Raw genomic sequence first — 21,431 nt, 5'->3', positions numbered from 1 at the left:
GCGGATGTGAGGACCGCGCTGTCTGTGGGCGGCGCAGCCTGGAGAACTCTCACCCGCTGGTGGACCGAGCAACTCGCATTGCGAATCCCTGTGCGGCCCATTACGTTTCATCTCGACAGACAGGCAACGTTGCCCGCCCCCTCCAGATGCGCTCGAAGACCATGTTGGCACACAAAAATGAGGTTTTCCTCATGTTTGCAAGTGACCCGTGGGTATACCCGTCGGTAACATTCGACACAGGGGGTCAAGCGGTGAGCAACAGCCCGCAAGCAATCATTGAATTCGCAGATCACACGGGCCGAACGAGCGTTCACCAGGGAAAACGACGGGCTGTCGGCACCGTTACCTAATCGTGACAAACGAATTTGTCACTCCCGGTGAGCGGGCTGCCGCTGAACGCGGCACTAGGCTGGATACATGAGTGACTGCGTCTTCTGCGCGATCGTCGCCGGATCCTCCCCGGCCCACATCGTCTATGAGGACGACGACATACTCGGCTTCCTCGACATCCGCCCGGTGCGGCCGGGCCACACGCTGCTCATCCCCAAACGCCACGCCACCAACCTGGCAGAACTCAGTCCCGATCAGGGCGGCAAGCTCTTCCAGGCCGGTCAGCGGGTCGCCGCGGCACAGCGCGCATCGGCGATTGCTGCCGACGGTGTGAACCTGCTCGTCAACGACGGCCGCGCAGCCTTCCAGACCGTGTTTCACTCACATCTGCACGTCGTGCCTCGACACGACGGTGACAAGTTGGTCCTCGCCAAGAGCCTGCTCATCCGGCGCGACAACGACCTTCCCGGAACAGCCGAGATCCTGCGTTCCGAACTGCAGGGATCCTGATACCCATGGGCGGCGCAGACCTCGACCCGGCGATCGCAGCCCTGGTCGACGGAGCGGACTGGGTGACCGTGTGCACGGGTGCCGGCATGTCCGCCGAGAGCAATGTGCCGACGTTTCGTGACGCCGAGACCGGACTGTGGGAGCGCTTCGACCCCACCGAACTGGCAACGCCCGGGGCGTGGTCGGACGACCCCGCCCTGGTCTGGGCCTGGTATCAGTGGCGTGCCCGTCTGGTCCGCGGTGCCGAACCCAATGCGGGCCACCGCGCGCTCGCACAGTGGGCCGAGCGGCGCACGCTCATGGTGGTCACCCAGAACGTCGACGATCTCCACGAGCGGGCCGGCAGCGCCGTCACTGCCCATCTGCACGGCAGCCTGTTCGCGCCGCGTTGCTCCCACTGCGACACCCCGTACAGCGGCACCGATGCGAACCCGGACACCGCCACCGAGACTCTACGAGTCGAGCCACCGGCCTGCCCGCGTTGCCTCTCCCCCGTCAGGCCCGGCGTCGTGTGGTTCGGTGAACCCCTACCGCAGGATGCCTGGGAGCGGGCAGCCGATGCCGCAGCCGGATGCGATCTGTTGATCGTGGTGGGAACGTCCGGCCTGGTGTATCCGGCTGCTGCCCTGCCGGAACGGGCCCTGGCCGCCGGGACCCCGGTGATCGAGATCAACCCGGACCCGACACCTCTGAGCTCATCGGTCACCCACTTCATGCAGACCACCGCCGGTCGCGGACTACCCGCCCTGCTCGACCACGTTCAGGCCACCGACAACTGAGCTCCCGAGGCAATCGAGTCGCGGCCGACCACCGCCGACCGTGGAGCTAGTCCCCGCCGGACAGCGCGAGCGGCCGCCAGGGCTCGATGTCTGTAGGGCCGGCCAACTCTGATGCCACCGAGTTCGGTAGCACTCCGCGCCGTTCGAGTTCTTCCCAGAGTCCGCTCAGGGCGAGCTCTGGATCGAGTAGATACTCCGACTCGCGCACTCGCCAGAACCGCCAACCGCAGCGCCGAAGTTCGCGTTCTCGCTCCATGTCGGCTCGTGCCTGCTCGGGCGTGCTGGTGAACTCGTCACCGTCGCATTCGACGGCGAGCCGCGCGTCGCTACCGGTGACCACCAGGTCGATGACCCTGTTGTTCACGACCACCTTTGGATTCACGTAGAAGCCACGCTCGGTCAGATCAACGAATATCTGCTGCTCGAACAGTGAGTCGAAGGGCTCGCTGCGCGAGGTGGCCGTGATGCCGACAGGCATCGGATCCACCAGCGCACCTTCGGTTTTCTGCATGTACGTCAGCAGCGAATACCGCAGATCGTTCTCTTTGAGGTCACCGGCCTCGACCGAGTGGACCAGCCAGAGCTGATCCATCGCCCGCGAGGCGGCCACATTGATGCGACGTTGGGATTCACTGCGGGTCAATGCATTGACGTTGGTGTCGGGGCATACGACCATCGACAGGAAGATCACGTGTCGCTCATCGCCCTGGAAGTCCGGTGGAGTGCCCACCCGCAGTGACCGTTCGCGCCAGGTCTCTGGATCGAGGGCATCTCGTAGCGACTGACTCACGAGGTCGACTTGCCGCTGACCCTGCAACACGACGACCCCGAAGGTCATCCCGTCGTACCGTGGATCGGCGTCGGCCTCCTTCAGCAGCTGCACCAGCGCCGCAGCTTCGTCAGGGTTCACCAACGACGAATTCGATCCCGAACTCCTGGCCCCTTCGATGTGCCTGGTCTGCAGCGGCGGCAGCCGGTCCGCTCCGAACTGCCGCACCGGGATCAGCGGAGAGTCTGGATAGAACTGCCGACTGGAGAACTCGATGATCTCGGGCATCGAACGGAAATGCTCACGGAGGCGCACCACGTGCCCGAACCGGGTTCGCAACATCGAGAACAGACTCGAACGCGGGGTGAGACTGTCGCGCATGTACTGCGGGATGTCGGACAGGTAGGTGTCGAGTTTGGTGAAGACCTCGTCCATGCCTGATCCCCCGAAACCGCCGGGCGCGCACTGCCGGTCGTCGCCGACGACGATCACGCGGGGCGCGAGCCACAGCAGGAACAGACTGGAGATGTCGGCCTGGCTGGCCTCGTCCACGATCACCACGTCGAAGGAGTTCTGTTGCGGCGCAACAGAACTGAGAACCTGCGAGATCGGCATGATCCACGCGGGCACGGCGGTCTGCGCTTGCGCCATCGCAGACCGGGCGGCCAGCCGGAACCGTTCGGCATGTTTGCCCGAACCCTTGCCTATGTTCGTGATGTGGTCTCGGTACGACTGCAAGGCCTGGACCTGACTGACGGTCATGTGCTCGAGGCACTCTCGCCACGCGCATGCGGCGGCCAGCCTCGCGGTGAAGTGCGTGATATCGGCCTCGACTTCGTCCAGGTCCGCTTCGAGCCGCGTTTCGCGCTCGGGATCGCTACGCTCCTGTGCCCACTGGTAGGCCCGCCGCCACGACCACGCGGCGTCCATGTCCGCCAGTCGATCGTCCCAAACCGGGTCGGCCGAGGTCTCGATCAGCAGTTTGACGAGGTTGGGCGCCTTCTGCTTCAGGCGCAGCTCGAGCAGGTCCAATGCCCCCTGGCTCTCGCGCTCGATGCGGGCCGAGTTGAACGCGCGGCGGGTCTCGAGGATCGCGTCGGGGTCGGCGGCACGTACGGCTGCGAGCAGGGCATCACCCTCGCTCGATGGGCCCTTCTCGATCTCCGCGGACAGCAGGCGGGCGATGTCATCGATTTCGCGCCGGGCCAGCGTGCCGTCGTTGGCCGCGGCGATGGCGCCTGCCTGCCGCGCCACCTCTTCGACCTCGTCGATGCTCTTCGGGCGCGGCCCACCGGGACTGATGGAGTTGAGCTCGCGCACCAACTGGTCACGGCCCGTCAGCAGTTCGGAGACCCAGGCGAGCTGGCCGTCGAGCCGGACAAGGCGCCCGAGCTGCACCGAGCGGGTTCCACTGGTGTCCATCGGGACGTTGACCTCGGCGAGGATCGACTGCACCCTGGCGACCGCATCGAGCACACCGAGGTGATCGGCGACCAACCTCAGTGACGGGGCATCGGTCGGAACCCGGCCATCGACCGTGTAGGTGGCACCCAGCTCCTCGATGGCTTTCTGCTGCGGGGCTTTTCGGAATCGGCCGCGCCACACACCGCCCGATTCGAGATAGTCAGCGGCTTGTTCGAACAGGACCGAGTCGCCGGTGGCCGCACCGTCGACCTCGACGGTGTGCGTGCCGATCCGCTTGTCACGCTCTGTCGCCTCGTCGATGACCTCCGACAGCGCCGTCACGCGATTCCACAGATATGAGGCCTCACCGGAGAGCAGACGCTGCGCCATCTGCTGAAGATGCGGCGGGAACGTCCGGACTTCGCGCACCGCCGCGCCGAGGCGATCGCATCTGTTCTTGACTCGCAGCAAACGTGCACTGTCCACATCGGCCAGGATCGCGAGAAGCGAACCGCTGCCGACCATGTCTTCGGAGGGACGCTCCTGCACCCGCTTGCAGATGCGCTCGAGCTCGACGGTGCCCGGCAGCACATCATCGAGTGGCGGCAGGTGCTGCGCGAGCCGATCGGACCATTGATCGCCACGCGCACGCAATAGTTCCAACAGTCGTTCGAACTCACCTGGCTCCAACGCAGGCAATGCACTGGCCAAGGGCCCGGGGAGCCAATCATGCTGGTCCGCAACCTGATTGCACTGGCGCACGATATGTGCGGCGGTTCCGCTGTAGCCGGCGGCGACCCATTCGTGCTTCTCGGTCTCCGATTCCCGCAACTGCCAGATCTCCCGCAGGATCTGTTCGCGCTTGGCGCGCGCCTGATCACGCTTGGACCGCAGGTTCTTGATCTCGCTGGTCGCCACACGCGACTGGAAACTGCCCTTGCGGGTGGCGATCGCCTCGACGCTGTCGATGAGCGACTGCGAGCCGTCCTTGGTCACGTCCGTGATGGAGACCGCGAGTTCTTGGAGCTCGACGGGCAGCTTGTCCCGCAACACATGCAGCGCCTGAGCCTTTTCCGACACGACCAGCACCCGCTGGCCTTTCGCCAGCAGAGCCGACATCAGATTGGCGATCGTGTGCGTCTTACCGGTTCCGGGCGGGCCTTCGACGACGACGCCGCTGTCGAGGCCGAGCTGGGCCAGGATGTCGCGCTGTTCGACGTTCGACGGCAGCGGATACAGTGCATCTTCCACGAGCTCGGTGGCGGACATCGCGCCGCTGTCGCGCAGCCGAGCGACTCGTTCGGAGGCTTCGACCGGCTCGACCAGTTGCGCCAGACCGATCGGGATCTCGTTCGATTCATCCCGGACCGTGGCCATCATGGCTTCGTAGTAGTCCAGGAGGGGTGCCGAACCGCGGCGGCGCAGCACGAGAGCAGGCGCCAGATCCACGCTGACGGACGCCGGGTCGTCGACGACCGCGCGTCGCCACTTCGTGAAGAACTTCTCGACCGACTCTGCGATCGGTGAGCGAGTGGTGCCGAGCGTGTCCGAGAATTCGGTCGACGCCGCGAGGTCGAACCCGTCGACGCCGGTGAGGAGATGGCCTGCATGCAGTTCTGGTTGGGACTCTCCGGCGAGCCTGACGCTGATGACCCCGGCCGCGTGGTCGTGGTCGGCGACGACCGGCTGCGTGAGCAGATGTTCTCGAATGATCACCGGGTCGCTTGCGGTGAGCAGGCCCGACGCGAGGACGAGTTCGAGGGATTCGGGCCGCTCGGCCAGTTCGTCGATCGCCTGGGCCAGCAGATCGTACGCCGTGTTCTGCAGCGGATTGCTGCGAGACAATTCAGTGATCACCTGGCCGACCGCTGCGTCACGGTCGATCGGGATGTCGTAGTCGGCACCGAGCCAGACCACTCCGGCGTGCTCCGAGACATCACGGATGACCGACGATTTCGCCCGAACCAGCTCATGCAGGAACTGCAACAGGCGCAGTACCCTGCCGCGCCGGTCGTCGCCGGGCACCGAATCGGTCATCATGTCCTCGAGTTAAGCCTCAGGTTTATACTTACTAACCCGGAACGCTACCCGTTGCAGCGATCGTCTTCACCAGATGGCTGCCGAATGGTGGACTCGACTTCGTCGCGCTCGTGCTGTCCGGCCCTCAGGCGCCGGTGGCTGAGCGCAGGGCGCGGAAACCGCCGTCGACGTAGTGCACGTTGGTGTAACCCAACGCGGCGATCCGCTGCGCGATCTGAGGGGCCTGAGAGCTCACCGACACCACCGCGATCTCGGTGTCCAGGTCGTCGATGACAGGAATGCGGCGCTTGGACGCGGGGTCGAAGGCCGCGTCGAGCTCATGGGGATCGACCACTACCGCTCCGGGCAGACTGCCCTGGTGCCGCACGACCTGTGGTCGCATGTCGACCACGATTGCATCTCCGCGATCGCGATGCTCAGCACATTCTTGCGCCGAGATCGGATCAGCCATCACTACTGGACTCATCACCGTTCCTCTTGCCTACAGCTTGTTGTGCGCCCTGGTTACGTCGTTCACCACACCCGAATTGTTACGAGAGGATGACGCCGAATCTAATTTTGTAACACCAGAGTCACGCCGACGGCGATACTACGGATGATTCAGGGTGTGTGCCACCCCGGCTGTTCTCACAGCTCACCGCACGTGATAAGGAGAAGTGATCCGCCCAGTTGAGGGTCTACGGGCGGGCTCGGCCTGCAACTTTCTGAGACCCTCGGCGCTCACGACCGTACGACTTGCCGCCTCCGGCGCCCTTGTTCCCGTATGCGGTCCGCGAGCGCGGCGCCCCGTCGTCCTTCTTGATGCCGATGGGTACGCCACCGATGCGGGTACCGCGCAGGCGCGTGAGCGTGTCGCGGTCGAGGTTTCGCGGCAACTCCACCAGCGAGTGGTCCGCGCGGATGCTGATGTGGCCGAAGTCGCCTCGCGAGAGGCCGCCTTCATTGGCGATCGCACCCACGATGGCACCCGGCGTGACGTTGTTCTGGCGACCGACGGCGAGCCGGTAGGTTGCGAACTCGGTATCGCCGCCACGGCCGGACCGCTCGGCGCGCTCCTTGCGGTCGCGGTCCTTGCGCTCGCTCGCGGGCGGATCCGGCGACATCAGGAAGCCGCCGTCACGCGTCTCAAGTGCAAGTGCGGCCGCGATGTCGGCCATCGTGACGTCGTTCTCCTGCGCGTATCCCTCGATCAGCTTCCGGAACATGTCCAGATGATCGGATCCCAGGTTCTGGGTGATGGACTCCGCGAACTTCGTCTTGCGCTGGGCGTTCACGTCGTCGACGCTCGGCAGCCCGATCTCATCCAGCGGCTGACGGGTCGCCTTCTCGATGGCACGCAACAGGTGCCGCTCGCGCGGGGACACGAACAGCAAGGCCGTTCCTGACCGTCCGGCGCGGCCGGTGCGACCGATGCGGTGCACGTAGGCCTCGGTGTCGTGCGGGATGTCGTAATTCAGTACGTGCGAGATGCGGTCGACGTCGAGCCCACGCGCTGCCACATCGGTGGCGACGAGGATGTCGACCTGGCCGTTCTTCAGCTGCGCGATGGTGCGTTCGCGCTGGGCCTGGGCGATGTCGCCGTTGATGGCCGCCGCCGAGAATCCGCGCGACCGCAACCGTTCCGCCAAATCTTCGGTGGCCTGTTTGGTACGGACAAAGACGATCATCGCGTCGAACTGCTCGACCTCGAGCACACGGGTCAGAGCATCGAGTTTGCGCTGATGCGAGACCTGAAGGTAGCGCTGCGTGATGTTCGACGCAGTACCTGTCTTGGCCTTCATCGTGACCTCGACGGGGTCCTTCAGGTACTTCTGCGACAGCCGGCCGATGGTTTTCGGCATGGTCGCGGAGAACAGTGCAACCTGCTTCGTGTCCGGGGTGTCCCGGAGGATGCGCTCGACGTCTTCGGCGAAGCCCATGTTGAGCATTTCGTCGGCTTCGTCCAGCACGAGGTAGTCGAGCTCCGAGATGTCGAGCGTGCCCTTGTCGAGGTGGTCGATCACGCGACCGGGGGTACCCACGATGATCTGAGCGCCGCGACGTAACCCGGACAACTGAACGGTGTAGCTCTGGCCGCCGTAGATCGGTAGCACCTTCACACCGGGCAGATGCGCCGAGTACCTGCCGAACGCCTCGGCGACCTGCAGCGCGAGCTCGCGGGTCGGGGCGAGGATCAGGGCCTTCGGTTTACGTGCGGACGCATCGATTCCCGAGAGGATGGGAACGGCGAACGCAGCGGTCTTACCCGTTCCGGTCTGGGCAAGACCGACGACATCACGACCCTCGAGGAGCGGCGGAATCGTCGCTGCCTGAATCGGTGACGGGGTCTCATAGCCCACGTCTGTGAGCGCTTGTAGTACCCGGGCATCCATCCCGAGGTCTGCAAACGTGATGGTTTCTTCACTCGCAGCGGCCGCATCACTCACGGCGGCCGCATCAATACTGTCGGTCATTACTGTCCACTGTAGCCGTGAACAGCCCGAATCCGTTATTCGCAGCGTAAGGTGCCGCGGCCGCCCGAAGCGGCTTCGCAGGTCCCTTACTGACGAGTAATGACAAAAGGTAATCTATCGCACAGTTGCCGGTGTCCGATTCTGTCCCTCACCGGTTCTCCGCATTCCATGCCGCAGGAGGCCACGTGCAAGAGATCACCGTCCCGTCCGACTTCGTTGTGCCGGACAAGGCATCTATCGTCGATTCGATGTTGCGGCACCGTGAGGAGTCACCGAACAAAGCCCTGTTCAAGCGCCGCACAGACAGCGGCGCGTGGGCCGACATCAGCACCAAGGATTTCGCCGACCTCGTCGATGCGGTGGCCAAAGGCTTCATCGCCTCCGGCATCGGCCCCGGCGACCGGGTGTCGATCCTGAGCGCGACTCGGTACGAGTGGACTGTCATCGACTACGCGGTATGGCGTGCGGGCGGCACCACGGTCGCGATCTACGAGACCTCGTCCTCGTCGCAGGTCCAGTACATCGTGGAGAACTCGGAGACCTCGCTCCTCGTGGTCGAGACCGAGGCGCAGAAAACGGAGCACTCCCCCGCCCTCGCGGAGGCGGCGAGCCTCAAAGAGACACTCGTCATCGACTCGGGTGCGATCGATGAGCTCAAGAAGCGCGGCGAGAAGGTCGACGACTCGGAACTGGACCAGCGGCACGCGAACACCCTCTCGAGCGACATCGCGACACTCGTCTATACCTCGGGCACCACCGGGAAGCCCAAGGGCGTCGCCCTGACCCACGCGAACTTCCTGCACGAGTGCCATGCCGTGCGGGTGACGCTCGGTGATCTCATGTCCGAGGGCAGCTCCACCCTGCTGTTCCTGCCGCTCGCCCACGTCTTCGCGCGCATCATCTCGGTGGCGTCGATCGTGCATCTGGTGCAGCTCGGTCACACCACCGTCGGGCCGACGCTCATGGATGATCTCGCCGCTTTCAAGCCCAGCTATCTACTCTCGGTGCCGCGCGTGTTCGAGAAGGTCTACAACAGCGCGAAGCAGAAGGCCGAAGACGGCGGCAAGGGCAAGATCTTCGGTAAGGCGGCCGACACCGCCATCGAGTACTCCAAGGCGCTCGAGACCTCGTCCGGCCCAGGACTCGTCCTCAAGGTCAAGCACAAGGTGTTCGACGCCCTCGTCTACTCGAAGCTCCGTGCCGCGCTCGGTGGCGAATGCACCAGTGCGGTGTCCGGCGGCGCCGCCCTCGGCGCCCGCCTCGGACACTTCTTCCGTGGCATCGGCATCCCGATCTACGAGGGCTATGGGCTGAGCGAGACCACTGCCGCAGTGACCGTCAATGCCGAAGGTGCACAACGGATCGGAACCGTCGGGCGGCCGATCTACGGCCAATCGGTGGCGATCGCCGACGACGGAGAGGTCTTGCTGAAGGGTCCGGTCGTCTTCGGCGGGTATTGGAAGAACGAGCAGGCGACCGCCGAGGCCATCAAGGACGGCTGGTTCCACACCGGCGACATCGGCACGCTCGACGACGGCTACCTCTCGATCACCGGACGCAAGAAAGAGCTGATCGTCACCGCCGGTGGTAAGAACGTCTCGCCGGCGCAGATGGAGGACGCCGTGCGCGCTCACCCGCTCGTCAGCCAGGCGCTCGTGGTCGGCGACAACAAGCCGTTCATCGCGGCTCTGATCACCCTCGATCCCGAAGCCCTGCCGGGTTGGCTCGAACGGCACGAACTGCCCGCGGACACCCCGATCGCGGACCTGCTCGAGCACAAAGATGTCCTCGCGGACATCGATGACGCCGTCAACACGGCGAACACCCTGGTATCCAAGGCCGAGGCCATCAAGAAGTTCCGCATCATCGACACCGACTTCACCATCGAATCCGGGGAATTGACGCCGACGCTCAAGCTCAAGCGCAATGTCATCCACGATTCGCACGCCGACGAGATCGAGGGTCTCTACACGAAGTAGACAACACACACGAAATAGACAAGACCCCGAAAGCAACGGGAGGCAGGCCACCGCGGCCTGCCTCCCGTTGTCATTTCTCGGGGACGCTACCGGCTTGACGCCGCCGCATACGGCCCGGAGCCGCGACGGAGATCGCCTTCGCGGGTTTACCAATGAACGTTGTTACTGTTACCGTTCGTCACATAGATCGATTGGTCCATATATCGGGGGTTGATGTGGCGAGTGGGCACAGCGGGAATGGTCCTCTGCGAGCGCTGGGGACATGGTGCGCGCGGTACGCGTGGTGGATCGTGGCATTCTGGGTCGCGGTCGTGGGCATACTCAACATCGTTGTGCCCCAACTCGAACAGACGGTCTCCGAGCGGTCCGCGCCCTTCCTGCCCGGCAACCTGCCGTCGGTGGACGCACTCCGGGACATGTCCACCGACTTCGGTTCACCGCCGTCGACTGCGGTAGGTCATGTGGTGCTGGCCTCCGACACCCCGCTGGGCGAGGCCGAGGGGCAGTACTACAGCGAACTGGTGGGTGCCCTGCTCGCCGACCGCACCGGCGTGGCATACATCCTCGATACCTATGGCAATCCGGTCACCCGCGACATCAGCGTGAGCCCGGACGGCAAAGCCCTCAACCTCATGGTCGTGGCCCAAGGTGACGTGGGCTCGACGAGAGCGCACCACAGCACCGTCGGGATCCGAGAGATCATCGATTCGATTCCCAAACCTGTTGGACTGGAAGCGTATTACACCGGCGCCTCGCCCACTTTGGCCGATCTGTTCTCATCGATCGACTACTCGTTGTTGATCATCACCGGCGTCTCGGTCGTGCTCATCACCATGCTGCTGCTTCTCGCGTATCGCTCTCTGATCACCGCCCTCGTCCCACTCCTCACGATCGGGATAGCACTGTTGGCGGCCCGCCCGGTGGTGTCCGCACTCGGCATGCACGACATGCTCCCGGTCTCCAATTTCACGATCGCATTGATGACTGCCATGGTCCTGGGCGCGGGTACCGACTACGCCATCTTTCTCGTCGCCGGCTATCACGACGCCCGTCGCGCAAAGCAGCCTTCCGACGATGCGGTGGCCACTGCCGGCGCGAAGGTGTCGGGCATTCTGATCGCCTCCGCGCTGACGATCGCCGCCGCGGCCTGCGCGATGATCTTCACCCAGGTCGGCATGTTCAAGACCGCGGGCCCGCCGACGGCCATCGGTATCGGGATCACCCTCGCCGTGTCACTGACGTTGACCCCGGCGTTGCTGGCCATCGCCGGACGCCGCGGTCTGATCGAACCGAAACGGTCCACCGAACGACGGTGGCGACGATTGGGTGCACGCGTCATCCGCCGCGCCGGCCCCCTGACCGCGCTGGCGCTCGCATTCCTGCTCGGGATCTGCCTGCTGATACCGACGTTCACGGTGAACTTCGACGAGAATGCGATGCAGTTGCGGGATACCGGCTCTGCCAAGGGGTATGACGAGGTCCTCGAGCACTACGGGGTCAACGAGGTGCTCCCCGAATATCTGGTGATCCGCGCCGACCATGATCTCCGCAACACCGGAGACCTGGCTGCCCTGGAGATGGCCGCGATGTCGGTGTCCAATCTCCCTGACATCGCCTATGTCCGGTCGATCACGCGTCCCGACGGTAAACCGTTGCCGGAAGCGGCGATCGGATCGCAGACCAAGATCGTCGGCGATGGTCTAGGTGACGCTCACCGTCAACTGGTCGACGCCGCACCGGAATTGAGACGGTTGGCATCAGGTGTCACACAACTGCGCGATGGCGCAGACGATGCCCGGGCGCGCATGCCCGAGCTCGTCGCCGGCACACAACAGGTGGTGGGGATGGCCGATGGCGTACTGGCCGGATTGGAGACCGCCACCCGCATCGCCACCATCGCGTCGGACGGACAGGGCACGCTCACCGGAGGAATTGCTCAGCTGTCCGCGCTCACGGGGACGCTCGGCACGCTGGTCGAGTCGATCAACCGCAGCGATGTGCAGACAGGCGAAGTCGTCGGGCAGCTCGGCGCGGTGTTCGACCCGCTGCTCGCCCCGTTGCCTTCGCCGGATTGCGTCGCCGACCCGCGGTGTCTGACCGCCCGTGCCGCCTTCACCGAACTGGACAGGGCGACCGGCGGCAGAGCTGCTGCAGCACTGCGTCAGAGCGCGGCCCTGGGCGGGGTACCGAGAGAGCTACTGGACAAGGCAAGAGCCCTGCTGCCAGAACTACAGACGGGACTGGTGCAGCTGCAGTCGATGGTGGACGGACTCGATGGACGTACCCCCGAACAACTGCGCGCCGATCTGGACCGGCTCAGTTCAGGCGTCACCGAGTTGTCCACCGGCATGACCACGTTGGCCGACGGTCTGCGGGAGGTGAAGGACGGTACCGACACCACCGTTCGACTCACCGGCCAGCTGGCCGGTGGCCTGGCTCAGGCGTCCGACTATCTCACCGAGATGAGCAAACACACCATGTACGGCCCCGGCGCCGGCTTCTATCTACCCGCACAGGGCTTTTCCGATCCGAGATTCGTCGAGGGCAGCAAGCTGCTGATCTCCCCTAACGGGAGAACAGCCCGAATGCTCGTGGTGCGCAGCATCAATCCCTACGGCGACGTCGCACTGAGCAACGTCGGACTGATCGCCGAGGCAGCTCGCGCCGGACTACACGGGACTGTCCTGGACACCGCAGAGGTGAGTAGCACCGGGTTGACGTCGCTGTCAGCCGACATGAACGAACAGGTCGAACGTGACTTCGCGCTGTTCGCTGTCGTGGCGGTGCTGGCGGTGTTCCTGATCCTGGCGATACTGCTGCGCAGCCTGCTGGCGCCGGCGTTGCTCGTCGGCGCGGTGGTCCTGTCATTCGGAACGGCGATCGGAACTTCGATCCTGGTGTGGCAGCACCTGATCGGGATCAACCTCGACTGGTCGGTGATGCCGATCTCGTTCATGGCGCTGGTCGCGGTCGGAGCGGACTACAGCATGCTGTTCGCTTCCAAGATCCGAGAGGAGTCGTCCCTGGGGATGCGCCGCGGCATTGTGCGGGCGTTCGGCACCACCGGCAGCGTCATCACCACCGCCGGAATCGTGTTCGCGATCACCATGTTCGCCCTGATGAGCGGGACGGTGATCAATCTGCTGCAGATCGGTTTCACCGTGGGCATCGGACTGCTGCTCGACGTGGCGATCGTCCGGACCATCCTGGTGCCCGCTGCGATGTCACTGCTGGGCAATCGGGTGTGGTGGCCGTCGCGGGCTTGAGACAACCGGGACAGGTGCTACTTCAGAACCAACACGCCGACCACGAGAGCCAGCAGCGCGACCAGGATCAGCCACTCCCACTTGTCACCGCGGCTCTTGCGCGGCGGCGACGTCTGCTCGGTCTCGGCCTTCTTCGCGGCCTGCTGGGCACGAAAACCGGCCGTCCACGGTGGTGGGGGCGGAAAGTCACTCACTGTCTACTACTCCTTGAACACTGCGTAAACGCGGCTCGGCTCTGAACTTTTCGATCAACGGCCGATGGGCGGGTTGCGTTCCCGGACCGGCACAGAGGCGATCGACATCACAGCCGAAAGCGCACCGCTCCACGGTGTCAGTGCATCGTCGCAGCGGTGTCCAGCACGTCGTGGACGGCGTCGGCCACCGCCGAGAGCCGGTCCTTTTGCAACTGCCAGTCCTGCTCGAACTGCTGTCGACTCAGCAGTACCACCACGAACCGCCCGTCGTCGCCGACCAGACCTGCGCTGTGCAGATAAGCGGTCCGACCGTCCTCGCCGCAGCACATCCAGCCCTGCTTGGCGACGGCGATTCCGACCGTTCGCGGGCCGAGAAGCCCGAAATCTTGCGCGAAGCCGTCTGTCGCCACGGCCGGCGCGGCGGCGAGCGCACCGATGATCAGATCGCGGTCCGCGTTCGGCATCGTGAGAATGTGCCGATAGACGGCTGTGAGATCAGCGGCCGTGATCAACATCTGCCCCCAGTACGTCGGATCGGCAGGTGCCGCCGTACCACTCAGGCCCAGCCGCGTGCTGACGCGCGGTGCGGCACCCTGACCGTCGAATCGCGTCCAGAGTTCATTCATCGCGAGGTCATCGCTCGGCCCCAGGGCCCGCCGCATCAGTTCCAGGTCGGTGTCCCCGACAGGGAGTCCCTCCTCGCGGCGGCGGTCGACAACGTCGACGATCAGAATCACTTTGGCCAGCGAGGCGGCAAACATCGGAACTGGCGCCGAGGTGCTGAACGCGCTCACCCCGGTCCGCAGGTCGAGGATCCCGACATCGAGGTCCAGGCCGCCCACGCCGGTGGCCGCGGCCTGCGCCGCGGTCAGTGCCGCGAACGGATAGTCGCCGGACATGGGACCGGAGGGTGCCACCAACAAGGAGTTGGCGGCCGGCCTGGGAGCGTCGGCGCCTACAGGTCCACAGACCACGGCCCCCACCGACGCTGCTACGAGGACCTGCGCGGCGATCAGCGACGCCGCGACGACGGTGCGTGCGGACGGTACAGCGAAGACAAAGCGAGCGGGCATCGTGTGTCCAGCATCCGCCTTCACGCCGGCCTCGGCCACTTCGTGCAGTGTGTACCGCGCCACCTACCCGTTCCCGGGCCGATCGGCCGGTCTCAACGCCCACCCCGGAACCCAGTGCGTGACCTTTTCCTCCCGCCCTTTGGCAGGGATTGTGTACGACACCTTGCCGAACCATTCACCCCATTCGGTCATGCCCCACTCCGTCAGCACCCCCAGCGTCTTCTTTCGGAACTGCAGACCGTCGGGGTGGTACGAGCCGGAATGGTGAGGTTGGTAGGCATAAAGCGTGACCAGATCAACCGTCACCGCCATGTGGCCCACCCGGACGAACGCCGGTCGTCGCGGCTGACCGCTGTCTCCACCGATGCCTGCCGTCTTCATGGTTCGACCATACGTTCGAATGACTGATAGTCTCAAGCCCGACGGGGCGGCCAAGCCCGCGGACTCCGAATGGGGACGTGGAGACGCCGCCCTGTCTATCGACAGTCCCGCCCCACGACGGCTTTCACACCCAGTCACCCGGTTGATCACGGCTGTGTGCGGAACCACAGAAGCAGACCAATCCACACCCGACCGGCGACCGAATGACTTGATGCCGGGAGTCCCCCGACCCTCCCGGCACCACCGCCCCCCGGCTTTTCGAAGCCGGGGGGCGGTCACACGTGGTGCGCGAGGGGGGACTTGAACCCCCACGTCCGTAGACACTGGAACCTAAATCCAGCGCGTCTGCCAATTCCGCCACTCGCGCGTGCAGACCACAGACTACCGGCTGACCAGCGGGTTGCGGCACTTAGGTACGGTCAATACATGGCATCGAACAAGCAGCGGCACCGACCAGCACTCATCGCGCTGGTCATCGTCGCAGCCGTTGCCTGTCTCGCCATGGCCTGGTGGCAGCTCGATCGGTTCGAGTCCAGCTCCGGCACCGGGCAGAACCTCGGCTACGCCCTGCAGTGGCCTGCGTTCGCAGCCTTCTTCGTCTACGCCTACCGCAAGTTCGTCGTCCTCGAGGACAACCCGGACGAAGTCGCGAAGATGCATGCGGCGGACAAGGGCATCAAAGAGATCCCAGCGGGGATCCTGCCGCCGCGCCCGAGTGCCGCACCGGCACCGATGGTCGAGGACGGCACCACCGACGGCGATCAGATCGCCGAATACAACCGAATCCTCGCCGAGCTCGCGGAAGCGGACCGGATCCGTCTGGCGCGACTGCAGGCCGAAGCGACACCGTCCGACAATTCACAACGGAGTAATCAGTGACCGAAACACCCGCCGAGTCGACCACGACCCCGAAGACCATCACGCCGCCGAACAAGATCAAGGGCGCGCTGCTGCGTTATCGGGTGATGGCGTGGATCACCGGCCTGTGGTTGTTGCTACTGGTTGCCGAGATGATCCTGCTCTACGGATTCGACAACCACTCACTCGACTTCGTGCCGTTTGTGCACGGGTGGGTGTACTTCATCTACCTGATCATGGCGATCGACCTCGGGATCAAGGTCCGCTGGCCGATCGGGAAGGCAATATTCACCCTGATCGCCGGAACCATCCCGTTCCTGTCGTTCTGGGTGGAACACAAACGCACCGAGGAGATCCGGGCGCAGTTCAACGTCTGACGGTCTACCGCGTCGCCAACTTCTGCAGGGCGGGCACCAGCTGTGCCAACGCGCGCCCGCGATGACTCAACGCATCTTTCTCGGCCGCGGACAGCTCGGCTGAACTGCGTCCGCCTGCCGCTGCGTCATCAGGCACAAAAACCGGGTCGTAGCCGAAGCCGTTGCCGCCACGCGGTTCCGAGATGATGCGACCGCGCCACTCCCCGCGGACCACGACCTCCGAGTCGGCGGTGACCAATGCGCAGGCAGAGACGAATGCGCCACCACGTCGTTCGTGTGGAACGTCGGTGAGCTGACCGAGCAGTAGTGCGGTGTTCGCGGGATCGTCGCCGTGCCGCCCGGACCAGCGCGCCGACAGGACCCCGGGCATGCCGTTGAGCGCATCGACCTCGAGTCCGGAATCATCGGCAACACAGGGCAACCCGGTGGCCGCGTACGCGTCCCGGGCCTTCGCGAGAGCGTTCTCCTCGAACGTGGCGCCGGTTTCGGGTGCCTCGTCGAACGGGGGCACTTCGTCCAGCCCGATCACCTCGAGGCCCTCGATGCCGGCCTGCTCCACCACACGCCGCAGCTCGGCCAACTTCTTGGCGTTGCGACTTGCAACCAGCAGCCGGCCGCCCATCAGTTGCCGAATGCCTTGCGCTTGCCGGAGGTCTCGGCGACCGGTAGTTCTCCCGGGTACGGAAGCGCCAACGCTGCGCGCTGCACCTCGAAGAGCTGTTCGGTGCCTGCCATCGCCACGTCGAGCAGCCGGTCCAGGGTCGACCGCGGGAAGGTCGCGCCCTCCCCCGTGCCCTGGATCTCGACCAGGGTTCCGGTGTCGGTGGCGACCACGTTCATGTCGACTTCGGCACGAGAGTCTTCTTCGTACGGCAGGTCCAAGCGGACCCGGCCGTCGACGACGCCGACGCTCACCGCCGAGATCATGCAGGAAATCGGCTGGGGGTCAGCGAGTTTACCTGCGGCGTTCAAATAGGTCACCGCGTCTGACAGTGCCACGTAGGCGCCGGTGATGGCCGCAGTTCGCGTACCACCGTCGGCCTGCAGCACGTCACAGTCGAGTGCAATGGTGTTCTCTCCCAGGGCAGCGAGGTCGATGCAGGCACGCAGCGACCGACCGATGAGGCGGCTGATCTCCTGGGTACGGCCGCCGACCTTGCCCTTGACCGACTCTCGGTCGGAGCGGTCGTGGGTGGCGGCGGGCAACATCGCGTACTCCGCTGTGAGCCAGCCCAGTCCGGAGCCGCGGCGCCACCTGGGTACCCCCTCGGTCACGCTCGCGGTGCACATCACCCGCGTCTGCCCGAATTCCACCAACACTGATCCGGCGGGGTGGTTGGTGAATCCGCGGGTGATGGTGACCTTCCGCAGTTCGTCGTCGACTCGGCCATCTACACGTCTGCTCACACCGCCACCCTATCGACTACGCCCAGGACTGTGGTCGGGTGGCCGATACACGGGCCGGTGGGGTTCAGCCGATGTCGATCTGTTCGCCACGTCGAACGACTGCGATCGGGCCGTCGTACACCTCACGTGCCTCCGCCAGGACGTCGTCAGGCCAGGTCCACGGTGGTAGGTGGGTCAGCGCAAGTCTTTTGACCCCAGCTTTGGCCGCAGCTTCACCAGCCTCGCGACCGGACAGGTGCAGGTTCGGAGGGCGGTTCGCCGGGTCGTGAGTCCACGATGCCTCGCACAAGAACACATCTGCGCCCTCGGCCAGTTCGACCAGCTCGTCACAGACCCCGGTGTCCCCCGAGTAGACCAGGACCTTGCCCTCGGGTCCGGTGATCCGGAACCCGAACGTCGACGGCGGGTGATTGACCTTGCGAGCCAGGATCTTCATCCCACCCAGATCGATCTCTTCACGGTCGACCCATTCGCCTACCTCGAAGGTGTCGGTGATGTCGTCGATCTGCCCCGCGTACTCCGACGACGCCGCGCCGATTCGCGCCGCCGTACCGGGAGGGCCGATGAGTGTGCCTTTGCCGACGGCAGGAACGGGGCTGTACCGACGCCACACCAGCAGACCCGGCAGGTCGAGGCAGTGGTCGGCGTGGAGGTGACTGAGCATGATCGCCACCTCGTTCGGATTCGCGTGCTGCTGCAGAGATCCGAGGACACCCGGACCGAAATCCATCACCACTGGCTGGTGCCCGGGCACGGTGAGGAGATACCCCGACGCCGGAGAGTCCGGGCCAGACAAACTGCCCGAACAACCCAGCACGGTCAATCGCATGCCGCCATGCTGCCACGCCGGGTGACCGTGGCGCCGCCGGACGGCGGATCAGGCGTGTTGAACTGCGCCGATGGCGGGTCCGAGGAACCTCGTCGCCAACCGTGCGAACGAATCCGGATCGCCGGTCGCCTGAAATATGCGCTGCGCCGGTGACTCCGAAGGCTCGCGAAGGAGGTCTGCGGCGGTGAGCACGCGCAGCACGTCCTTCGCGGTTTCCTCAGCACTCGACACCAACGTCACATCGTCGCCGACCGCCAACTGGATGACCCCGGACAACATCGGGTAGTGGGTGCAACCGAGGACGACAGTGTCGACCCGGGCGGCAGCCAGCGGCTCGAGGTACCCCTCTGCCAAGCCGAGAACCTGACGACCACTGGTGATCCCCCGCTCGACGAAGTCGACAAATCTCGGACACGCGACGGAGGTGATCACCGCGTTCTGCGCAGCGGCAAAGGAATCCTCGTACGCCCGGGAGGCGACAGTCGCCTCCGTGCCGATCACGCCGATACGTCCCGATCTGGTCGCCGCGACGGCTCGGCGCACCGCCGGCAGAACCACCTCGATCACCGGCACCGGGTAACGCTCACGTGCGTCGCGAAGACAAGCCGCCGACGCCGTGTTGCATGCGATCACCAGCGCCTTGACGCCGCGTTCGACGAGTTCGTCCCCGATGGCGAGCGCATGGGCCCGAATCTGCGGGATGGTCAGGGGCCCATACGGACCATGGGCGGTGTCGCCTATGTAGATGATGTTCTCGGCGGGCAGTTGATCGATCACGGCACGCGCGACCGTCAGGCCACCGACCCCTGAATCAAAGATTCCGATCGGGGCGTCGACACCGGGGTTCACAGGGTCGGGGCCTTTGGTTCGTCGCGCTTTCGGTCTTTCTTCGACAGGTACCACGCAGCCAACACACCGCCGATGGCACCGAAGAGGTGTCCCTGCCACGAGACACGGCCGTCGGTGGGCACCACGCCCCACAACACTCCGCCGTAGACCATGAACACCACCACACCGAGCAGGACCTGCCAGAAATCACGATTGAACAGTCCGCGCACCAGGATGTAGGTGAGCCAACCGAAGATGATGCCGGACGCTCCGACGGTCACGGCGTACGGCGGCGCGAACAACCAGACGCCGACGCCTGACACCACCCACACGATGGCCGTCGTGACGATGAACCGCCGGGCCATCAGGACCAGGAACCCGAGCACCATTCCCGGAAGGGTGTTGGCTGCCAGGTGTTCCCAGTCGGCGTGCAGGAACGGGGAAAAGAAGATACCGGTGAGACCGTCGGTCTCTCGCGGTTCGATACCTGCGCTGTCGAAATCATGTTTGCTGACCGCGTCGATCGCCTCGACGACGTAGAGCAACGCCGTCAGAATGCCGATGACGACCGCCGACCGCGCCCACAGCGGCCACGACGTCCGCGCAGGAGTCGGTGGTCCTGCGGATGGCAATCCGCCGCCGTAGGAGCCGAGCGATCCGGTCATGGGTCTCCGATCAGATATCGCTGCGCTCGTCAGGCCCAGAGCTGGCCCTCGAGATCGTCACTTGCTTTGTCGAGGCTACCTTCGTACGCCCCTGTCGACAGATACTTCCATCCGGCGTCGCAGACGACAAAGGCGATGTCGGCGCGTTGACCAGCGGACATCGCTTTGCGGGCCACTCCGAGCGCGGCGTGGACGATGGCGCCCGTCGAGACCCCGGCGAAGATGCCCTCGGTGTCGATCAGCTCTCGCATCCGCCGGACCGCGTTGCGGCCTTCTACGGAATACCGCATCGTCAATATCGACTCGTCATACAACTCCGGCACAAAGCCTTCGTCGATGTTGCGCAGTCCGTACACCTCTTCGCCGTAGCGGGGCTCGGCCGCGACGATCTGGATCTCCGGCCGCCGCTCTCGGAGAAACCTGCCCGCACCCATCAAGGTCCCGGTGGTGCCCAGTCCGGCCACGAAGTGGGTGATCTCAGGCAGGTCATCGAGTAACTCGGGGCCTGTGGACTCGTAGTGCGCCAGCGCATTCGACGGGTTCCCGTACTGGTAGAGCATCACCCAGTCCGGGTTGGCGGCAGCCAACTCCTTGGCCATCGCGACCGCCTTGTTCGATCCGCCGACCGCGGGTGAGGAAATGATCTCGGCGCCGTACATCGTCAGCAGCTGACGCCGTTCGACCGACGTGTTCTCGGGCATCACGCAGATGAGCTTGTAACCCTTGAGTTTCGCTGCCATCGCCAGCGAGATCCCGGTGTTGCCGCTGGTCGGTTCCAAGATCGTGGCCCCCGGGGTCAGCAATCCATCGGACTCGGCCTGCTCGATCATCCGTAGCGCCGGCCGGTCCTTGATGGAACCTGTGGGATTGCGATCCTCGAGCTTAGCCCACAATCGCACGGCGAGGCCGTCGTCAGTGTTGTGCCACCGCGGCGACAATCGTTGCAGACCGATCAGCGGGGTGTGACCGACCGAGTCGATCAGCGATTCATAACGGGTCATCGACTGCTGTCTGCGCCGCCGGCGACGGCAGGCAGAATCGTGACCTCGTCGCCATCGGCGACCGCGGTGTCGAGGCCGCCTGAGAATCGAACGTCCTCGTCGTTGACGTAGACATTGACGAAACGGTGCAGCTTTCCGGAGGCGATCAGGCGGTCTTTGAGCCCGCTGTGGCGTGCATCGAGATTGTCGATCAGTTCTGCCACTGTGCCGCCGGTCGATTCGACGCGTTTGTTGCCGTCGGTGTACGTACGCAGGATCGTGGGGATGGAAACGGTTACCGCCATGGCG

The 21,431-nt window shown here is 64.9% G+C and carries 19 protein-coding genes and 1 tRNA gene; 6 read left to right on the top strand and 14 right to left on the bottom strand.

The window, feature by feature from the left end; genetic code table 11:
• Nucleotides 1–417 precede the first annotated feature (417 nt).
• Together DFR67_RS21830 and DFR67_RS21825 are read left to right on the top strand one after the other, a co-directional pair.
• Nucleotides 418–840, top strand: coding sequence for an HIT family protein (locus DFR67_RS21830; RefSeq protein WP_110471602.1), 423 nt, complete (start codon nucleotides 418–420; stop codon nucleotides 838–840).
• A gap of 5 nt (nucleotides 841–845) precedes the next feature.
• Nucleotides 846–1,619 (top strand): SIR2 family NAD-dependent protein deacylase, encoded by a 774-nt coding sequence (locus DFR67_RS21825; RefSeq protein ID WP_110471601.1) that lies wholly within the window; start codon nucleotides 846–848, stop codon nucleotides 1,617–1,619.
• Nucleotides 1,620–1,665: 46 nt separating this feature from the next.
• Here DFR67_RS21825 and DFR67_RS21820 read toward each other — a convergent pair whose 3' ends face one another.
• From DFR67_RS21820 to DFR67_RS21810, 3 genes are all read right to left on the bottom strand, one after another.
• Nucleotides 1,666–5,832, bottom strand: a complete 4,167-nt coding sequence (locus tag DFR67_RS21820; RefSeq protein ID WP_342766750.1) for an AAA domain-containing protein — start codon at nucleotides 5,830–5,832, stop codon at nucleotides 1,666–1,668.
• Nucleotides 5,833–5,956: 124 nt separating this feature from the next.
• Nucleotides 5,957–6,298, bottom strand: coding sequence for a rhodanese-like domain-containing protein (locus DFR67_RS21815; RefSeq protein ID WP_425451317.1), 342 nt, complete (start codon nucleotides 6,296–6,298; stop codon nucleotides 5,957–5,959).
• A gap of 211 nt (nucleotides 6,299–6,509) precedes the next feature.
• Nucleotides 6,510–8,285: a DEAD/DEAH box helicase gene (locus DFR67_RS21810; protein WP_110471599.1), complete on the bottom strand. Its 1,776-nt coding sequence runs from the start codon at nucleotides 8,283–8,285 to the stop codon at nucleotides 6,510–6,512.
• A 185-nt stretch (nucleotides 8,286–8,470) separates the two neighbouring features.
• On the opposite strand from DFR67_RS21810, the gene DFR67_RS21805 reads away from it, so the two are divergent.
• Nucleotides 8,471–10,264 carry an AMP-dependent synthetase/ligase gene (locus tag DFR67_RS21805; protein WP_110471693.1) on the top strand — a complete coding sequence of 598 codons (1,794 nt, stop codon included), beginning with the start codon at nucleotides 8,471–8,473 and terminating at the stop codon, nucleotides 10,262–10,264.
• 290 nt (nucleotides 10,265–10,554) lie between these two features.
• On the top strand, nucleotides 10,555–13,530 hold the full coding sequence (locus DFR67_RS21800) for an MMPL/RND family transporter (RefSeq protein ID WP_245938084.1): 2,976 nt from the start codon (nucleotides 10,555–10,557) through the stop codon (nucleotides 13,528–13,530).
• A gap of 17 nt (nucleotides 13,531–13,547) precedes the next feature.
• On the opposite strand, the gene DFR67_RS30590 is transcribed toward DFR67_RS21800, so the two are convergent.
• The 4 genes from DFR67_RS30590 to DFR67_RS21785 all read right to left on the bottom strand — a co-directional run bounded on the left by DFR67_RS30590 (nucleotide 13,548) and on the right by DFR67_RS21785 (nucleotide 15,545).
• A complete protein-coding gene (locus tag DFR67_RS30590) occupies nucleotides 13,548–13,724 on the bottom strand; it encodes a hypothetical protein (protein ID WP_158540008.1) in 177 nt (58 codons plus the stop codon).
• Nucleotides 13,725–13,861: 137 nt separating this feature from the next.
• Nucleotides 13,862–14,860 carry a hypothetical protein gene (locus DFR67_RS21795; protein ID WP_110471597.1) on the bottom strand — a complete coding sequence of 333 codons (999 nt, stop codon included), beginning with the start codon at nucleotides 14,858–14,860 and terminating at the stop codon, nucleotides 13,862–13,864.
• The gene (locus DFR67_RS21790) at nucleotides 14,861–15,178 is read right to left on the bottom strand and encodes a hypothetical protein (RefSeq protein ID WP_110471596.1); all 318 of its coding nucleotides are present in this window, start codon (nucleotides 15,176–15,178) and stop codon (nucleotides 14,861–14,863) included.
• A gap of 282 nt (nucleotides 15,179–15,460) precedes the next feature.
• Nucleotides 15,461–15,545, bottom strand: a tRNA-Leu gene (locus tag DFR67_RS21785).
• Nucleotides 15,546–15,604: 59 nt separating this feature from the next.
• On the opposite strand from DFR67_RS21785, the gene DFR67_RS21780 reads away from it, so the two are divergent.
• The gene (locus tag DFR67_RS21780; protein WP_110471595.1) at nucleotides 15,605–16,057 is read left to right on the top strand and encodes a transcriptional regulator; all 453 of its coding nucleotides are present in this window, start codon (nucleotides 15,605–15,607) and stop codon (nucleotides 16,055–16,057) included.
• Nucleotides 16,054–16,413, top strand: coding sequence for a DUF3817 domain-containing protein (locus DFR67_RS21775; protein ID WP_245938083.1), 360 nt, complete (start codon nucleotides 16,054–16,056; stop codon nucleotides 16,411–16,413). The genes DFR67_RS21780 and DFR67_RS21775 overlap by 4 nt, the downstream gene beginning before the upstream one ends.
• Nucleotides 16,414–16,417: 4 nt before the next feature.
• Here DFR67_RS21775 and rdgB read toward each other — a convergent pair whose 3' ends face one another.
• From rdgB to DFR67_RS21740, 7 genes are all read right to left on the bottom strand, one after another.
• Entirely contained in the window at nucleotides 16,418–17,035 is a 618-nt protein-coding gene (gene rdgB / locus DFR67_RS21770) for an RdgB/HAM1 family non-canonical purine NTP pyrophosphatase (RefSeq protein WP_110471594.1), read from the bottom strand.
• Nucleotides 17,035–17,820 carry a ribonuclease PH gene (gene rph / locus DFR67_RS21765; protein WP_110471593.1) on the bottom strand — a complete coding sequence of 262 codons (786 nt, stop codon included), beginning with the start codon at nucleotides 17,818–17,820 and terminating at the stop codon, nucleotides 17,035–17,037. Before rph ends, rdgB begins: the two co-directional genes overlap by 1 nt.
• A 64-nt stretch (nucleotides 17,821–17,884) precedes the next feature.
• Complete coding sequence (locus tag DFR67_RS21760; protein ID WP_110471592.1) at nucleotides 17,885–18,649, bottom strand: cyclic nucleotide-degrading phosphodiesterase; 765 nt, start codon at nucleotides 18,647–18,649, stop codon at nucleotides 17,885–17,887.
• A 48-nt stretch (nucleotides 18,650–18,697) separates the two neighbouring features.
• Nucleotides 18,698–19,498, bottom strand: coding sequence for a glutamate racemase (gene murI / locus DFR67_RS21755; RefSeq protein WP_110471591.1), 801 nt, complete (start codon nucleotides 19,496–19,498; stop codon nucleotides 18,698–18,700).
• Nucleotides 19,495–20,142 (bottom strand): rhomboid family intramembrane serine protease, encoded by a 648-nt coding sequence (locus DFR67_RS21750; protein WP_110471590.1) that lies wholly within the window; start codon nucleotides 20,140–20,142, stop codon nucleotides 19,495–19,497. The genes murI and DFR67_RS21750 overlap by 4 nt, the downstream gene beginning before the upstream one ends.
• Nucleotides 20,143–20,171: 29 nt before the next feature.
• Nucleotides 20,172–21,143 carry a PLP-dependent cysteine synthase family protein gene (locus DFR67_RS21745; RefSeq protein WP_110471589.1) on the bottom strand — a complete coding sequence of 324 codons (972 nt, stop codon included), beginning with the start codon at nucleotides 21,141–21,143 and terminating at the stop codon, nucleotides 20,172–20,174.
• Complete coding sequence (locus DFR67_RS21740) at nucleotides 21,140–21,427, bottom strand: MoaD/ThiS family protein (protein WP_110471588.1); 288 nt, start codon at nucleotides 21,425–21,427, stop codon at nucleotides 21,140–21,142. Before DFR67_RS21740 ends, DFR67_RS21745 begins: the two co-directional genes overlap by 4 nt.
• Between the last annotated feature and the right edge of the window lie 4 nt (nucleotides 21,428–21,431).

This window comes from Williamsia limnetica (assembly GCF_003217475.1).
Taxonomy (GTDB): Bacteria; Actinomycetota; Actinomycetes; order Mycobacteriales; family Mycobacteriaceae; genus Williamsia; species Williamsia limnetica.
The sequence above is the reverse complement of the archived record's forward strand: the minus strand, read 5'-3'. Positions and strand labels throughout refer to the sequence as shown.

What these genes read in the sequence shown, in the direction of transcription:
- DFR67_RS21830 (WP_110471602.1), top strand. Translation starts at nt 418, where the DNA reads ATGAGTGACTGCGTCTTCTGCGCGATCGTCGCCGGATCCTCCCCGGCC.
- DFR67_RS21825 (WP_110471601.1), top strand. Translation starts at nt 846, where the DNA reads ATGGGCGGCGCAGACCTCGACCCGGCGATCGCAGCCCTGGTCGACGGA.
- DFR67_RS21820 (WP_342766750.1), bottom strand. Translation starts at nt 5,832, where the DNA reads ATGATGACCGATTCGGTGCCCGGCGACGACCGGCGCGGCAGGGTACTG.
- DFR67_RS21815 (WP_425451317.1), bottom strand. Translation starts at nt 6,298, where the DNA reads ATGAGTCCAGTAGTGATGGCTGATCCGATCTCGGCGCAAGAATGTGCT.
- DFR67_RS21810 (WP_110471599.1), bottom strand. Translation starts at nt 8,285, where the DNA reads ATGACCGACAGTATTGATGCGGCCGCCGTGAGTGATGCGGCCGCTGCG.
- DFR67_RS21790 (WP_110471596.1), bottom strand. Translation starts at nt 15,178, where the DNA reads ATGAAGACGGCAGGCATCGGTGGAGACAGCGGTCAGCCGCGACGACCG.
- DFR67_RS21780 (WP_110471595.1), top strand. Translation starts at nt 15,605, where the DNA reads ATGGCATCGAACAAGCAGCGGCACCGACCAGCACTCATCGCGCTGGTC.
- rdgB (WP_110471594.1), bottom strand. Translation starts at nt 17,035, where the DNA reads ATGGGCGGCCGGCTGCTGGTTGCAAGTCGCAACGCCAAGAAGTTGGCC.
- DFR67_RS21760 (WP_110471592.1), bottom strand. Translation starts at nt 18,649, where the DNA reads ATGCGATTGACCGTGCTGGGTTGTTCGGGCAGTTTGTCTGGCCCGGAC.
- DFR67_RS21750 (WP_110471590.1), bottom strand. Translation starts at nt 20,142, where the DNA reads ATGACCGGATCGCTCGGCTCCTACGGCGGCGGATTGCCATCCGCAGGA.
- DFR67_RS21745 (WP_110471589.1), bottom strand. Translation starts at nt 21,143, where the DNA reads ATGACCCGTTATGAATCGCTGATCGACTCGGTCGGTCACACCCCGCTG.
- DFR67_RS21740 (WP_110471588.1), bottom strand. Translation starts at nt 21,427, where the DNA reads ATGGCGGTAACCGTTTCCATCCCCACGATCCTGCGTACGTACACCGAC.